Annotated in this window: 13 protein-coding genes and 1 pseudogene; 12 read left to right on the top strand and 2 right to left on the bottom strand. The window is 58.9% G+C overall.

Features of this window, described 5'->3' with window-relative positions:
* Positions 1-22 precede the first annotated feature (22 nt).
* Positions 23-967: an alpha/beta fold hydrolase gene (locus JLK41_RS12525; protein ID WP_210391144.1), complete on the top strand. Its 945-nt coding sequence runs from the start codon at positions 23-25 to the stop codon at positions 965-967.
* A 192-nt stretch (positions 968-1159) separates the two neighbouring features.
* Here JLK41_RS12525 and JLK41_RS12520 read toward each other — a convergent pair whose 3' ends face one another.
* Positions 1160-1780: a tyrosine-type recombinase/integrase gene (locus JLK41_RS12520; protein ID WP_210391143.1), complete on the bottom strand. Its 621-nt coding sequence runs from the start codon at positions 1778-1780 to the stop codon at positions 1160-1162.
* A gap of 101 nt (positions 1781-1881) precedes the next feature.
* Entirely contained in the window at positions 1882-4518 is a 2637-nt protein-coding gene (locus tag JLK41_RS12515; RefSeq protein WP_210391142.1) for an EAL domain-containing protein, read from the bottom strand.
* A 449-nt stretch (positions 4519-4967) separates the two neighbouring features.
* Here JLK41_RS12515 and JLK41_RS12510 point away from each other — a divergent pair, with 449 nt between their 5' ends.
* From JLK41_RS12510 to trbL, 11 genes and pseudogenes are all read left to right on the top strand, one after another.
* A complete protein-coding gene (locus tag JLK41_RS12510; RefSeq protein WP_210391141.1) occupies positions 4968-6536 on the top strand; it encodes a methyl-accepting chemotaxis protein in 1569 nt (522 codons plus the stop codon).
* A gap of 8 nt (positions 6537-6544) precedes the next feature.
* Positions 6545-6983 (top strand): annotated as a pseudogene (locus tag JLK41_RS12505) (DDE-type integrase/transposase/recombinase); the annotation flags it as partial.
* Positions 6984-7278: 295 nt separating this feature from the next.
* The gene (locus tag JLK41_RS12500) at positions 7279-9270 is read left to right on the top strand and encodes a conjugal transfer protein TraG (RefSeq protein WP_210391140.1); all 1992 of its coding nucleotides are present in this window, start codon (positions 7279-7281) and stop codon (positions 9268-9270) included.
* Complete coding sequence (locus JLK41_RS12495) at positions 9267-9701, top strand: CopG family transcriptional regulator (RefSeq protein WP_034078679.1); 435 nt, start codon at positions 9267-9269, stop codon at positions 9699-9701. Before JLK41_RS12500 ends, JLK41_RS12495 begins: the two co-directional genes overlap by 4 nt.
* A gap of 59 nt (positions 9702-9760) precedes the next feature.
* Entirely contained in the window at positions 9761-10729 is a 969-nt protein-coding gene (trbB, locus tag JLK41_RS12490) for a P-type conjugative transfer ATPase TrbB (RefSeq protein ID WP_210391224.1), read from the top strand.
* Positions 10701-11042, top strand: a complete 342-nt coding sequence (locus JLK41_RS12485) for a TrbC/VirB2 family type IV secretion system protein (RefSeq protein WP_210391139.1) — start codon at positions 10701-10703, stop codon at positions 11040-11042. The genes trbB and JLK41_RS12485 overlap by 29 nt, the downstream gene beginning before the upstream one ends.
* A complete protein-coding gene (locus JLK41_RS12480) occupies positions 11039-11311 on the top strand; it encodes a VirB3 family type IV secretion system protein (protein ID WP_003116617.1) in 273 nt (90 codons plus the stop codon). The genes JLK41_RS12485 and JLK41_RS12480 overlap by 4 nt, the downstream gene beginning before the upstream one ends.
* 10 nt (positions 11312-11321) lie before the next feature.
* Positions 11322-13751, top strand: coding sequence for a conjugal transfer protein TrbE (trbE, locus tag JLK41_RS12475; RefSeq protein ID WP_210391138.1), 2430 nt, complete (start codon positions 11322-11324; stop codon positions 13749-13751).
* Positions 13748-14482, top strand: a complete 735-nt coding sequence (gene trbJ / locus JLK41_RS12470) for a P-type conjugative transfer protein TrbJ (RefSeq protein WP_210391137.1) — start codon at positions 13748-13750, stop codon at positions 14480-14482. The genes trbE and trbJ overlap by 4 nt, the downstream gene beginning before the upstream one ends.
* Before the next feature lie 12 nt (positions 14483-14494).
* Positions 14495-14680, top strand: a complete 186-nt coding sequence (locus tag JLK41_RS12465; RefSeq protein WP_210391136.1) for a hypothetical protein — start codon at positions 14495-14497, stop codon at positions 14678-14680.
* A complete protein-coding gene (gene trbL / locus JLK41_RS12460) occupies positions 14677-15837 on the top strand; it encodes a P-type conjugative transfer protein TrbL (protein ID WP_210391135.1) in 1161 nt (386 codons plus the stop codon). The genes JLK41_RS12465 and trbL overlap by 4 nt, the downstream gene beginning before the upstream one ends.
* The last annotated feature ends 6 nt before the right edge of the window (positions 15838-15843 follow it).

Raw genomic sequence — 15843 nt, 5'->3', positions numbered from 1 at the left:
TTATCCTGGGACGGGAGGTGAAATGGTAAAAAATATATTAGCTTCAGCTTCGGCAATCGTAGCAGCCGCAATTCTTGTTTATCTGATTGCCCCAGACTCAAAGCTATATAGCTACTTTGTTGGCATTGAGCGTGCCTATGCCGGGCTTGAGTTAAAACGACTAGAAATCGATGGATTGGAAGTTGAGCATCTTCGCGGAGGGAGTGGTCACCCTTTAATTTTGCTGCATGGCTTTGGAGCAAATAAAGATAACTGGAATCGAATTTCCAGATACCTTGTTAAAGACTTTGATGTGGTAGCGATCGATTTGCCAGGATTTGGCAATAGTACAAAGAACCCTGATCTAGATTATGACGTTCGCACACAGGTTAAAAGGCTTAAGTCGATAGTTAATGCATTAAATATAGATAACTTTTATATAGCAGGTAGCTCAATGGGCGGGTACATTGCAGGTAATTTCGCTGCAAGATACCCTGAAAATGTGCAGCGCTTATGGTTAATTAGTCCGTTTGGCGCTCAAGACTCAGAGTTGAGCGAGATGTTTGAGTTCACCCAAAATGGCGGGCATCCAGTTATTTTGCCGAGAACCAGCAGAGAGTTTTCAGAGTTGCTGGATTTCGTATTTGTCAATCCACCATATATCCCTTCACCAATCCTAAATCATTTGGCTGCCGAGTTTGAGTTAGATTTTTATATGAATGAGAAAGTATTCGACCAGATACATAGAATGACGGATGGAATGCCGCATCCAGAACTGCCTCTGGATAAAGCTCTCACATCTTACAAGGGGCCAGTTCTTATATCTTGGGGCGAAAGAGATAGAGTTTTGCATTGGTCAGGTTCTTTAGCTTTAAAAAAGGCAATTCCACATGCGGAAATCAAGATAATGAAGAACATTGGTCACTTGCCTATGGTGGAGTCTCCTGCGGAGACTGCCATGTCATTTTTGTCCTTTCATAGAGACTAGGTCAGCGGATATATTGACTGAATATATGGGGTCGCTGCTCCTGCAGTGAGGGATTCTTGATACTTTCTTGGATTGCTTATAACAACAATATTTTTATATTGACACTAAGTCACCCCCTTGTTTCTCACTCACTTTGAATGTCCGCTCCTGGCCGGTTAGCGACGGCCTGACTTCGACCGTCGCTATACATGGTCAAACCTCGGTCTGCTCCGCCATTTCCAAGGCGTCGTCGACCTCAATCCCAAGATATCGAACGGTGCTCTCCAGCTTCGTATGGCCGAGCAGCAATTGAACCGCCCGCAGGTTCTTCGTCCGGCGATAGATCAGTGATGCCTTCGTACGTCTCATTGTGTGAGTGCCATACATGGCCGGATCGAGGCCAATGGCTTTCACCCAGCCCTTGACGATACGAGCGTATTGACGAGTGGATAGATGGTCTGAGGTGTGCAGCCTGCTCGGGAAAAGGCAGTCTTGGTTACGGAGCTGGGCTTGGTGTATCCAGGCCGCGAGAGCAGACTGTGTTTGCTCAGTAATTTCGAACTGCACTGGCCGCTTCGTTTTCTGCTGCATAACCATTGCTCGTGATGACACATGCTCGCCATGAGCAACGTCGCATACACGAAGCTTGGTTAAGTCGCAGGCTCGGAGCTTGCTGTCGATTGCCAGATCGAACAGAGCCAGATCACGGGTTCGTTCTGCAAGTTGAAGCCTTACTCGGATGGCCCAGATATCTCTCAGCCGGAGCGGGGTTTTCTGCCCGACCAACTTTCCTTTGTTCCAGGGCCGGCAGCTGCAGGTAGCAATGATGTTCATGGCAAGTCCTCCACATGTGGGAGGACAAGCATGGCTAGCCAAAGCAGTAGTCGCTAACCGGCCAATAGCGGTCATCAGGTGTCTACAGAAACAGGGGCTATTCAGTGCTGACTTCCAGAGCAGAGAGAGATGACCTCGAAGTCTGCCACAGCAACCGGCTTGCCAAACAGATAACCTTGAAAGTGCTTACATCCGCTATCACTCAGGGCATCACGCTGAGCCAAGGTCTCTACGCCCTCAGCAATGACTTCGAGATTAAGACTATGCGCCATAGCCAAGATGGCGCGAACTATAGCCAGACCGCTCGTGTTTTCAGGTAAGTCACGCACAAATGACTGGTCGATCTTCAACTGATCGAGCGGCAACTGTTGAAGGTAAGCCATGGACGAATAACCGGTACCGAAATCGTCGATGGAAAAGCGAATGCCCATCTCCCGTAGTGACTGCATGCGCATCACTGCCTTCTCCTTGTCAGTGAGCAACAGTGACTCAGTTATTTCGAGCTTTAGGCGCAGTGGGTTGGCCTGGGTTTCATCCAACAAATGCTTAATCAGATCGATAAAGTCATCCCTGTAAAGCAGTCTGGAGCTAATGTTAACTGACAAGCTCAAAGCAGCTCGCTGCGGCTGGTTTGACCAGCAGGCAAGGAGCTCGCAGCCCTGGCGCAAGGTTGCAAGATCCATCACTTCAATAAGGTCGCTGCGTTCAGCGATCTCGATGAATACGCCGGGCCCCAAAATACCACGCTGGGGATGCTGCCATCGCACAAGGGCCTCTGCACCTTCGAGATAGCCATTCACCCCAGCCTGTGGCTGCAAGTAAATGACAAACTCTTCTTCGGCTAGGCCGCGACGAATATCTTCTTCGAGTTGCAGGCGCTTGCTCACCACAGCCTGCATCTGCGGGTCGTAGAAACTGAGTGCGTTCTTGCCCAAGGCTTTTGAGCTGTACATGGATAAGTCCGCATGCTGCATCAACTCATCCACCGAGTGGTGAGCATCATTGAACATCACAATACCCAAGCTGGCGCTATTGTTGAACCGATGACCGCTGACTAAATAAGGCTCACGCAACGCCTGCAATAACTTGATACCTATGTGCTCAACCTGGGTGCCTGCCTCCTCGGCACAGGACTCCAAACCCTCCAACAGGATTACAAACTCATCCCCGCCAAGACGTGCCACGGTGTCCTGTTCTCGAAGCGTTTCAGTAAGGCGCTTGGCCACCTGACATAGCAACTCGTCGCCAACTTGGTGACCATAAAGGTCGTTGACGTTTTTGAAGTCATCCAGATCAAGAAAAATTAGTGCGCCATACATGCCTTTCCGGCCGCATAAGGCCATCGCCTGTTGGAGACGGTCACGCAACAAGCGCCTATTGGGCAAATTAGTCAGTGGATCATAGAAGGCCAGATGCTGAATTTTCTGCTCGGCACTTTTGCGCTCAGTGATGTCGGTGAGGGAAGCCACGTAGTTAATGACCTGACCTTGCTCATCACGTACGGCGCTAATTGTTAGCCACTCTGGGAACACTTCATTGTTCTTGCGGCGATTCCAGATCTCACCCTCCCAGAAGCCGTTTTCAGAGAGCGTTTTCCAAAGCTCTTGGTAGAACTCAGGGCCTTGATGGCCAGAGCCAAGCATGCGGGTCGGCTGTCCTAAAACTTCAGTTTCGGTATAACCGGTGATGCGCGAGAACGCTTTATTGACTTTGATAATCCTGGTTTGAGCATCGGTTATTATCATGCCTTGCTGGGACTCGAAGGCGATAGCAGCAACCCTTCGATCCAGATCATAAGCAATCCGGTCAGTTATATCCCGAGCCATAAGCACCACTGCACGACGGCCCTGAATAAGCGTATCTAAGCGACGCGCACGCGCTTCGAAGGTGCGATGACCAACCTGGGTTTGCATACCATATTCGATGGTTTGTGGGCGGTCACTGGCCAGAGTACGGCTTATAAATTTATGGAATAAATCTGCCTGGCTTGCCGGCAGTACATCTTGCAGGCGCTTTCCAAGTAACTCCGAAGCCCCAGTAAAAAGCAGGTCATTGTCTGGTGTCTTGATTTTCAGGTAGCGCCCATCCTCATCGAGCACCAGTGATAAATCAGGTACTGCTTCAGTAATCGCACGCAAATATGCCTCGCTCTGCCGCAAAGCCTCGCGGGCTTGTCTCTGTAGCTGAACATCCCTTAACAACAGACCTAGGAGCAGCGTTGCGGGTATCAGCACTGCAACGAGAGGCAATAGTGCATGCTTAAGGAACAAGGCAAAATGGTCGACTGGTAGTAGCGCCAGATTCAACACCTGCAAGCCTTGAAGCACAACTCCAAATACCAGCAGTGAGCCGATATTAAAGGGCACCCATCCCCGCCGATGTATGTAACTAAATGCCAGCCCCATTAGTATCGGCATCAATATATTGAGCAGCCCAGGGATAACACCTATACCTCCTAGCCAAAGGCGAAACAAACCTGCCATGCAACCTGCAATCGCGCCAACCAGTGGCCCGCCGAAGAACGCGGCCATACTTAGCACTACTGTGCGACCATCGAAAATTATCCCATCAGTCAGCACCAATGGGATTTTCATCCCGGCAATACAAACTGCGCCGAATAATAGGCCTGCGCAGACTTTACCCAGCCGCTCATACCCGTCCAGATACCGCATGATCATCCCATGTAGCCAGCACAGTGAGATCAGTAGGGTTATGTTCTCGATAAGGTCTATAAACATTCAATCTTCCACTGTGTAGAACGATGTCAGCCGAAGGTTAGCAAGCGCAACGGTATTAATTTGACCGCGCGCGCAGACTGGTAATAGTAGGTAAAAGTAGCTCACATAAAGCTTTTCCAGGCCATCTCTTGAAGCATTTCGCTTACTCCCTGCAACAGCACGTAGCAATCTGTATCGACCTGGTTCAGCTTTTCTACAAGCCAGGTTCCGCAATAGGTGAAGAACGCGAAAGCCATTCCGCTACGTAGCAGGGTCAGTTTGGCACTAAGAATGTGTGCCTTGTGACTTCTGGGTCGACGTCTTTGCTTGCGCTAATGCTTGGATACGGCCTAATTTTTTACAATACGCGGCCGATTACCGAAAGAAGAACAGCAGCGCCTTCCGGCACTAGCCAGTGGCTTCGCTGGAAAATGATATCATTACGCCACCACCAAGAAGGCTTATGAAAAATGCGTAAAAACCTCCCCCTAACAGGCCGCGAGCGAAGCTTTGATCAGTCGCAACGACTGATTTCAGCAACAGACTCGTCGGGAAAAATCCTCTACTGCAATGATGAGTTTGAGGCGATAAGTGGCTTTACTCGGGCAGAACTGATTGGCAGCCCGCACAACATCGTCAGGCACCCCGACATGCCACCCTCTGTCTATGAGCACATGTGGCAATGCCTCAAGGCCGGAAAGTGCTGGATGGGTATAGTGAAGAACCGCTGTAAAAATGGTGATCACTACTGGGTTGAAGCCTACGTTACGCCGATCACTGAAAGCGGTAAGTTGATCGGGTACGAATCCGTTCGAACGAAACCGAGCCCTGAGCGCGTCAACAGAGCAAGCGCGCTGTACGACAGCATCAACGAAGGCAAGCTCAGCTCAGCATCCGCAGACCATTTTAGGTCATTGCTTGGGCAACTTTTTGCCCCTATTGCCATAGGCCTTGCCGGTGCGGCTCTAATAAGCTCTATGGGAGCAAGCTTTTGGATGGCCATCGTTCCGCTTTTTAGTGCTCCAGCTGCGGGCCTTATGGCAGTAAGGCGTTTGCAGAATCGTGTCAACGCTGCTCTGGGTGAAGTGCCGGATGCTTTCGACAGTGAACTGGCCGCTAAGGTATTCACTAAAGATAAGGGCGTTACAGCCAAGCTGCGTATGGTTTTAATCAGTGAAGCAGCACGAATTCGAACCGTTCTCACACGCTTGGGTGATTATGCCGAGCAGACTAGTCAGGGTGCTGCGGATGCTCAAACGCTTGCCAGCAAGACCAGGCATGCGTTGGCAGAACAGCGTGCTGAAGCCGATATGGCAGCAACAGCCATGACAGAAATGACCGCCTCGATTAACGAGGTAGCAGCCAATATCCAGCTCACAGCTGAGGAAGCACAGAGCGCCTCTAGTCTGGTGGCACAAGGAAGTGAAGTCGCGGACACAACGCTAAAAGTTATAGAAGCCTTATCCGTAACAGTGGATCAGGTCACTTGCGCAGTCGAAAGTCTTGCAACCGAAACGGACTACATCAATACCGCAGCGAGTTTGATCCAATCAATCGCTGATCAAACAAATCTACTCGCACTAAACGCTGCGATTGAGGCAGCACGGGCCGGCGAGCAAGGCCGTGGTTTTGCTGTTGTTGCTGACGAAGTACGCTCATTGGCGCAAAAAACAAGAGAGTCCACTGAGTCGATTCAGAAGATCATTAGCACCTTGCGTAATAGCGCAGTAAACGCAGTAGAGATCGCCCGCAAAGGTAATGAGGACGCTGAGCAAGGCGTAAAGCGTGTCAGTGAAACACAGCAAGCCCTTGAAGGAATAAAATCAGCCATGGAGCGCATAAGTGCCATGAGCCAGCAAATGGCTGCGGCAGCAGAAGAGCAAGCTCACGTTGCTGAAGATATTTCACGACAGATTAACCACATTGCTGAGGCTGCTGATGAGAGCTTGGGGAATGCCTCCAAGGCTAGTGATAGGGGGCAGGAGTTAGAGAAAACCGCGTCAGATCTCCATGGCCTGACGGAGCGCTTTAATACCTAGAACACTGTTTGCCAGAAGCGTGCGGCAAGCATCGTGTTGCATCGATTGATGCGCCTGGAATGGCTGCGCTCGCAGACAGGGTATCTTCGACGAGCTGGCCGCTACGGTTGTAAGTCTCAAGTGGCTTCACCGAATCATCTGACGCACCTATCCAATGTCATCGAACCCAACAAAGTCTGGGACAAGGACATAACCTACATCCACACCTATGAGGGTTGGTTATTTTTGGCGATTGTGCTCGATCTGTTTTCTCTTCAGGTCATTGGCTGGTCTGTGAAGCCGCAGATGGCCAGCGATCTGGCTATTGATGCATTGCTGGTGGCTGTTTGGCTGCTCAAGCCCAAGCAGGATGTGATGTCTCACTCAGACCAGGGTAGTCAGTTCAGCAGCGGTGACTGGCAGAGTTTCCTGAAAGCTAACAACTTGCTTGGTGGCATGAGTCGACAACGTAAACGTCAAAGGTTGTAGATACCATTCTGAAAGCGAAACACCAACTTTTATAGATGCCGGATGACTGCTCTTGGCCGGTTTCTGCCTGTCGCCAGGCGCAGCTTCGGATAGACATCTACCTCGTGTAAACACCCCGCTGAGCTTTTCCACCGACCGCCCCAGCCTGCTGTGTTGCCCCTACCTTCTTAGTCCTCGACAAAACGGTCTTTGACCCCTCCCCTCCCAATGCCGAACCTCTCGCCCGCGGCACATCCGCGTGCCGTGCGTTTTGCCTGGGAGGTTGGGTTCAGGGATGCAAGCGGCGACAGTGCTGTACGGCCAGGTTCTGGTGGTGCTGGCAATTACCTTGTCCGGGGTGTGGGGTGCTACGCAGTGCACAGCTGCTGCGCTCGGCTACCAGGCTCGCCTGGGGGCACCCTGGTTCGAGCTGCTGGGTACACCGGTCTATCACCCCTGGCGCCTGTTCGAGTGGTGGTTCGTCTTCGATGCCTATGCGCCGGAGGTCTTCAATGTCGGCGGTAGCATCGCTGCTTGCAGCAGCCTGCTGGCGTTGGTGGTGGCCATTGGCATGGCGATCTGGCGGGCGCGCCAGGCACGCCGAGTCACCACCTACGGCTCGGCGCGCTGGGCCGACGCGGATGAGGTGCGCAAGGCTGGCCTGACCCAGCCTGCGGGTGTGTTCCTCGGCCAATTCGACAATCAGTATCTGCGTCACGAAGGCCCCGAACATGTGGTGACCTTCGCGCCGACGCGCTCGGGCAAGGGCGTCGGCCTGGTGGTACCCACTCTGCTCACCTGGCCGGCCTCGGCGGTCATCCACGACATCAAGGGCGAGAACTGGAGCCTGACCGCCGGTTGGCGCTCGCGCTTCTCCCACTGCCTGCTGTTCAACCCCACCGACCTGGCCTCGGCAGCCTACAACCCGCTACTGGAAGTGCGTCGCGGCGCCCATGAGGTGCGCGACGTGCAGAACATCGCCGACATCCTGGTCGACCCAGAAGGCGCGCTGGAGCGGCGCAACCACTGGGAGAAGACCAGCCATGCACTGCTGGTCGGCGCCATCCTGCACGTGCTCTACGCCGGCCAGGACAAGACCCTGCGCGGCGTTGCCAACTTCCTTTCCGATCCGGCCTGCACCTTCGAGCTGACCCTGCACCGGATGATGACCACGCCGCACCTGGGCGATGCACCACATCCAGTGGTGGCCTCAGCCGCGCGGGAAGTGCTGAACAAGAGCGACAACGAGCGCTCGGGTGTGTTGTCCACGGCCATGTCCTTCCTCGGCCTGTATCGCGACCCGACGGTGGCCGAAGTCACCTCACGCTGCGACTGGCGCATCGCCGACCTGATCTCGGCCGAGCATCCGGTATCGTTGTACCTGGTCGTGCCGCCCTCGGATATCAGCCGGACCAAGCCGCTGATCCGCCTGATCCTCAACCAGGTCGGCCGGCGCCTGACCGAGTCCCTCGACGGCTCCGACGGCATCGAGCGCCGGCACAAGCTGCTGCTGATGCTCGATGAGTTTCCGGCGTTGGGGCGGCTGGATTTCTTCGAGACGGCCCTGGCCTTTATGGCCGGCTATGGGCTGCGCGCCTTCCTCATTTCGCAATCGCTGAACCAGATCGACAAGGCCTACGGCCAGAATCACTCGATCCTCGACAACTGCCATGTGCGGGTGACCTTCGCCACCAACGACGAACGCACCGCCAAGCGGATCTCCGAGACCCTGGGCACTGCTACAGAACTGCGCGCGCAGCGCAACTATGCCGGCCACCGCCTGGCGCCCTGGCTGGGCCATCTGATGGTCTCGCGCCAGGAAACCGCACGCCAGCTGCTGACTCCGGGCGAGGTGATGCAGCTGCCCAGCGACGAGGCCGTGGTGATGCTTTCGGGCCTCGCACCGATCCGCGCGAAGAAGCTGCGCTACTTCACCGATGCCAACTTCCAGAGCCGGGTACAGCCGGCGCCACGCTTGCAGCCGGGCCACTACGCCGACGCACCGGCGCCACGCCCGGACGACTGGAGCGGCCTGGCCGTGCCTGAGGCCGTAGACGCTTCAGCGGCCGACCTGAGCGATGACGAGACCGTCGAGGAAGGCGGCCCACGCCGTCAGCCGGAGCTAGCAGAGCTCGCCCAGTTGCCGGATCACGACGAGTTGACCAGCGACCTGCTGTTGCTCGACGAGGACGACATTTCCACGCCCTTCCCCACCCAGCCGGATCCGCGCCTGCAGCGCGTGGCGCGGCTGGCCGCCCTCGACCCTGACGATGGAATAGCCCTATGAGCCGAGCCCGCCTCAACCTATTTATTCAACCCGAGCATGCCAAGCGCCTGAACGAATTGGCGATCACCAAGGGCGTGTCGAAGTCCTCAATCATCGCTGCGGCGTTAGCCTCCTGGCTGTCACCCGAGTCCGGCGAGCAGCGCGAGGTGGCCATGGCCAAGCGCCTGGACCGGCTATCGCGCCAATTCGAGCGCTTGGAGCGCGACCAGCACATCCTGATCGAGACCGTGGCGCTCTACGTGCGCTACTACCTCACGGTCAGCACGCCTGTACCCGAGGCTCACCAAGAAGCAGCACGCGCGCAGGGCAAGCTGCGCTTCAGCCAGTTCGTCGAACAACTGGGGCGCCACCTGCAGCGCGGACGCAGCCTGGTCAGGGATATGCAGGAAGAGGTTCAGGCAGAGGCCCTGGGTTCGGGAGAGCGTCCATGACTGTTGCCTCCTCCCCAGTGCTGAGCGTTGCGGCAACGTCCCTGGAGCGGCGCACGCGCATGCTGCGAACGGCGATGGGCCCGCAGATCGCTGCTGCCCTTGACGACCCGGACGTGGTCGAGGTGATGCTCAACCCCGACGGCGTGCTCTGGATGGATCGCCTGTCCGCCGGCCGCGCCCATCTGGGCACGCTGGCAGCTGCCGACGGTGAACGGATCATCCGTCTGGTCGCAGCGCATGTCGGTCAGGAGGTACATCGCAACAAGCCGCTACTGAGCGCCGAGTTGCCAGGAACTGGCGAGCGCTTTGAAGGTGTACTGCCGCCAGTGGTGGCAAGCCCCACCTTCGCCCTGCGCAAACGCGCAGCCGGCGTCATTCCGCTGCAGCAGTACGTGGCCGACGGCATTCTCAGCGCTACTCAGGCAGAGCACCTGCGCGCGGCCGTACACGAGCGACAGAACATCCTCGTGGCCGGCGGCACCAGCAGCGGCAAGACCACTCTGGCTAACGCATTGCTGGCCGAGGTGGCCGGCAGTGGTGACCGTGTGCTGGTGCTGGAGGACACGGTCGAGTTGCAGTGCCCGGCCCTCGATCACGTTGCCCTGCGCACCAAGCACGGCGTGGTCTCCATGGCTGATCTGGTGCGCAGCACGCTGCGTTTGCGCCCCGATCGCGTGGTGGTCGGCGAGGTTCGCGGCGGCGAGGCGCTGGATCTGGTCAAGGCGTGGGGCACCGGTCATCCCGGCGGTATCGCCACTATTCATGCCGGCTCTGCACTGGGCGCACTGCTGCGCCTAGAGCAACTGATTCTGGAAGTCGCCCTGACCGCGCCGAGGGCGTTGATCACCGAGGCGGTCAACCTGGTGGTGTTTCTATCCGGGCGTGGCCACACGCGCTATGTCCAGCAGATCGCCCGCGTCACCGGCTATGACGAGCGCGGCTATCAACTCACGTCCATCGCCCCCGCATTCATTCCTTCGCTACCTCAGGAAAACAGCCATGACTGCCTGCCATCCACGCGTTGCTAATCGTCGCCGCTTCATCGGCGCCTTGATGCTCGGTGCCCTCTGCCTGGGCGCCTCCCTGCCTGTGCTCGCAGCCGGCTCCGGCATGCCCTGGGAAGGACCGCTGCAATCGATCCTTGACTCGGTACAGGGTCCGGTGGCGCGCATCATCGCAGTGATCATCATCATTACCACCGGCCTGACGCTGGCCTTCGGCGACACCAGCGGCGGCTTTCGCAAGCTGATCCAGATCGTCTTCGGCCTGTCCATCGCCTTCGCCGCGTCGTCGTTCTTCCTCAGCTTCTTCAGCTTTGCCGGCGGGGCGGTGGTCGCATGAACGGCGAACGCGAACTCATCCCCGGCTTCGAGGTGCCGCTGCACCGCTCGCTGGCCGAGCCGATCCTGCTCGGTGGCGCACCACGCAACGTGGCGATCCTCAACGGCACTCTGGCGGCAGTGGTAGGCCTGGGCCTGCAGCTGTGGCTGCCTGGCTTAGCGCTCTGGTTGGTAGGCCACTCGCTGGCGGTGTGGGGTGCCCGCCTCGACCCGCAGTTCCTCCAGGTGTTTGCTCGGCACATCAAGCAGCCGTCGCTGCTGGATGTGTGAGGAGGCCGCCATGCTGAACCTCACCGAATACCAGCGCCGCCCCGCCCAACTCGCCGACTGGCTGCCCTGGGCCGGCCTCGTCGCCCCCGGCGTGGTGTTGAACAAGGACGGTTCACTCCAACGCAGCCTGCGCTTTCGCGGGCCAGACCTGGACAGCGCCACCCAGGGCGAGCTGGTGGCAACCTCGGCGCGCCTGAACAATGCCCTGCGTCGCCTTGGCTCGGGCTGGGCGCTGTTTATCGAGGCCGAGCGCCTAGCGGCAGCCAACTACCCTGACAACGACTTTCCTGAACCCTTGTCCTGGCTGGTGGACGAGGAGCGCCGTGCCGCCTTCGAGGCGCACGGAAGCCACTTCGAGAGCAGTTATCACCTGACGCTGCTCTACCTGCCGCCGGAGGAATCGCGCTCGCGCGCCGCCGGCCTGCTCTACGAGCACCGGGCGCAGCGCGGCGTCGACTGGCGCGAACGACTGGCTGCCTTTGTTGCTGAGACAGATCGTTTCTTCGACCTGCTGGACGGAGTGATGCCAGAGCTCGCCTGGCTCGATGACAGCCAGACGCTGACTTACCTGCATGCCACGATTTCGCCCCATCGCCAGCGGGTGGCTGTACCCGAGGTGCCCTTCCACCTAGATGCCCTGCTGGCCGACAGTCCCCTGACCACCGGCCTGGCGCCACGCTTGGGCGAGCAACACCTACGCGTGCTGTCGGTACGTGGCTTCCCCACCTCTACCTGGCCAGGCGTGCTGGACGACCTCAACCGTCTGGGCTTCGCCTATCGCTGGTCGACCCGCTTTATCTGCCTGGAAAAGGACGAGGCCGAGAAGGAACTGGTGCGCCTGCGCCGGCAATGGTTTGCCAAGCGCAAGGGTGTCCTGGCGCTGCTGCGCGAAGCGATCTTCCAGCAGGAAAGCCCGCTGCTCGACAGCGATGCGGCGAACAAGGCCAGCGACGCCGACGCGGCGCTGCAGGAACTCGGTGCCGACCAGGTGGCCTTCGGCTATGTGACGGCCACCGTGACGGTGAGCGATACCGACGCCCAGGTCGCCGACGAGAAGCTGCGCCGGGTCGAGCGGGTGATCCAGGGCCGTGGCTTCGTCACCATTGCCGAAAGCCTCAACGCGGTGGAGGCCTGGCTGTCGTCGATCCCCGGCAACGCCTATGCCAATGTCCGCCAGCCGCTGATCTCCACGCTCAACCTGGCGCACCTGATGCCGGTCTCGGCAGTCTGGGCCGGCCCGGCGCGGAACGAACATCTGGATGGCCCGCCATTGGTGATCACCCGCACCGATGGCGCGACGCCATTTCGCCTGACCACCCACGTTGGCGATGTCGGCCACACACTTGTGGCTGGCCCCACGGGCATGGGCAAATCGGTTTTGCTGGCGACCCTGGCCCTGCAGTTTCGGCGCTACCCTGGTTCGCGCCTGTTTCTGTTCGACATGGGCCGTTCGCTGCGCGCAACGGTGCTGGGCCTGGGTGGCGAGCACTACGACCTCGGCGGCGACAGCGACCTGGCCTTCCAGCCCCTCGCGCGCATCGATCAGCCGGGATACCGAGCCTGGGCTGCCGAGTGGCTGGAGGCGCGCCTGCTCCAGGAAGGCGTGGCCGTCGGCCCCGAGCAGAAAGCTGCGCTGTGGACGGCACTCGACAGCCTGGCCGGCGCGCCCGAGGCGCAGCGCACACTGACCGGGTTGTCCATGCTGCTGCAGGACAACGCCCTGCGCCAGGCGCTGCAGCCCTACGTGCTGGGCGGCGCCCATGGCCCGCTGCTGGATGCCGATCAGGACCGCCTCGGCACGGCTGCTGTGCAGTGCTTCGAGATGGAGGAACTGATGCACAGCAAGGCGGCGGTGGCCGCAGTGCTGAGCTACCTGTTCGCCCGTTTCGAGGAGCGCTTTGACGGCGCGCCGACCCTGCTGATCCTCGACGAGGCCTGGCTGTTTCTCGACGATCCGCTATTCGCCGCGCGCATCCGCCAGTGGCTCAAGACCCTGCGCAAGAAGAACGTCAGCGTCATCTTCGCCACCCAGTCGCTGGCCGACATCAAGGACTCCAGCATCGCTGCGGCAATCATCGAGAGCTGCGCCAGTCGCATCTTCCTGCCCAACCCGCAGGCGGGCGAGCCGCAGATCCGAGACATCTACCAAGGATTCGGCCTCAACGACCGGCAGATCGAGATCATCGCCCAGGCCACGCCCAAGCGTGATTACTACTACCAATCGCGCCTGGGCAACCGCCTGTTCGACCTCGACCTGGGACCAGTGGCGCTGGCCTTCGCCGCCTCGGCCAGCCCGGCCGAGCAGCGCGAGATCGACCGCATTTTGCAGACGTCCGGCGCCGCCGATTTCGCCCCTGCCTGGTTGCGTCACCGTGGCCTGGACTGGGCCGCCGACCTGCTCACCGCTTATCCCTCGTCACGCAAGGAGTGCCTGCCATGAGATCCCCTGCCCACCGCTTTCCCGGCGCAACGCTGCTGGTACTGGGTCTATTGGCCGTGAAGCCGGCCAGCGCTTTCACCGTAATCGATCCGACCAACCTGGTGCAGAACACCTTGACCGCAGTACGCACCCTGGAGATGGCGAACAACCAGGTTCGCCAGTTACAGAACGAAACCCAGATGCTGCTGAACCAGGCCCGTCATCTGCAGCGCCTGGACTACAACGTGGTCAGCCAGTTACGCGCGAGCCTGGCCAATACCGAGCGACTGCTCGCCGAGGCGCGAGGGCTGGCCTACGAAGTGCAGCGCCTGGATCAGGAGTTCAGCCGACTCTACCCGAACGAGTACACCGGCGACGTCAGCAGCCAACGCCTGGCAAAAGAAGCACGCGAACGCTGGCAACAGGGCCTCGACGGGCTGCATACGGCGCTGCGTGTACAGGCTCAGGTGACGCAGAACCTGGCCGAGGATGAGAGCGTCTTGTCCGCTCTGGTGCAGCAGAGCCAGTCCGCGGGTGGCGCCTTGCAGGCTGCCCAGGCTACCAATCAGTTGCTGGCCCTGCAGGCCAAGCAGTCGATCCAGGCGCAGCAACTGCAGATCACCCAGAACCGCGCCGTCGCCCTGGAGCTTGCCCGTCAGTCTGCAGCGGCCGAGGAGGCGCGTGAACGGCGGCGACGCTTTATGGGCAGCGGCACGCCCTATACCCCCTACCCCGTGCAGTTCTATCGGTAGGGAGGTGCCCTCATGAGATTCCTGACACTGCTACCGCTTCTGGTGCTGGTCGCCTGCGGACAGAACGACAACGGGGTCATGGCTCGGCAAGACGATGCGACTGAGCGCTTCTACTCCGGCTGCGCCCGGCCCGGCGAGTTTCTCCGGCCTACCGACTTGCCCGGGATTCCGCCAAGCTTCGACGAGGACGTGCAATGAACGACGTCAGCGTGATCGACCGATTCCTCGAGGTGTTCGGGCTGTATATCGACACGGGCTTCGGCCTGCTCGGCGGCGAGGTGGCCTTTCTCACCATGACCCTGGTGGTGATCGACATGACCCTGGCTGGGCTGTTCTGGGCCATGGGTGGCGAGGACGTCAGCGCCAAGCTGATCCGCAAGACTCTGTACGTTGGAGCCTTCGCTTTCATCATCGGTAACTTCAACATGCTGGCGAAGATCGTCTTCAACTCCTTCGCCGGGTTGGGCCTGCTGGCGGCGGGCTCGGCACTGAGCCCGGCCGAGTTCCTGCAGCCGGGGCATCTGGCGTCAGTTGGCATTGAGGCAGGACGGCCGTTGCTCGAGGAGATCCGTCACCTCAGCGGCTTTCCCAAGGTGTTCGGCAACCTCGACAGCATCCTGGTGCTGTTTTTGGCCTGGCTGGTGGTGATCGTCAGTTTCTTCTTCCTGGCTATCCAGCTGTTCGTCACCCTGATCGAGTTCAAGCTGACCACCCTCGCCGGCTTCGTCCTGGTGCCCTTTGCACTGTGGAACAAGACCGCCTTTCTCGCCGAGAAGGTGCTGGGCAATGTGGTCGCGTCCGGCATCAAGGTGCTGGTGCTGGCGGTGATCGTCGGCATTGGCAGCGGGCTGTTCGCCGAGTTTCAGGCCGTGCCGGACGAGCCTTCCATCGACCATGCACTGGTGGTCATGCTCGCCTCGCTGGCCCTGCTGGGCCTGGGCATCTTCGGGCCGGGCATTGCCACCGGGTTGGTCTCCGGCGCACCGCAACTGGGTGCTGGTGCAGCAGCCGGTACAGCGCTCGGCGCGGTGGGCATGGCTGCTGGTGCTGCTGCAGTCGCCGCAGGTGTCGGGGGCGCGGTATTGGCCGGCGCACGTATGGCACCCGGTGCAGGGCGCTTGGCAATGGGCGGCGCTCGCTCTCTGGCAGGAGCCCCTTCCGGCGCTGCAGCAAGTGGCACCCCCGCTGCTTCCGATCCTGCAACTGCCCCAACCAAACAGCCCGACTGGGCCAGGCGCCTGCAGCGCAGGCAACAACTCTCGCAGACCACCAGCACGGTCGCCCATACCCTACGTGGTGGCGATGGCGGTGGCTCATCACCTGGGCCGCAGATCCGCGACCCATCGAATTCGTAAAGGAGG

It is taken from the genome of Ectopseudomonas khazarica, from assembly GCF_017915135.1.
GTDB lineage: Bacteria > Pseudomonadota > Gammaproteobacteria > Pseudomonadales > Pseudomonadaceae > Aquipseudomonas > Aquipseudomonas khazarica.
Note: the sequence above shows the minus strand (reverse complement) of the source record. Positions and strands in the feature narration are given on the sequence as shown.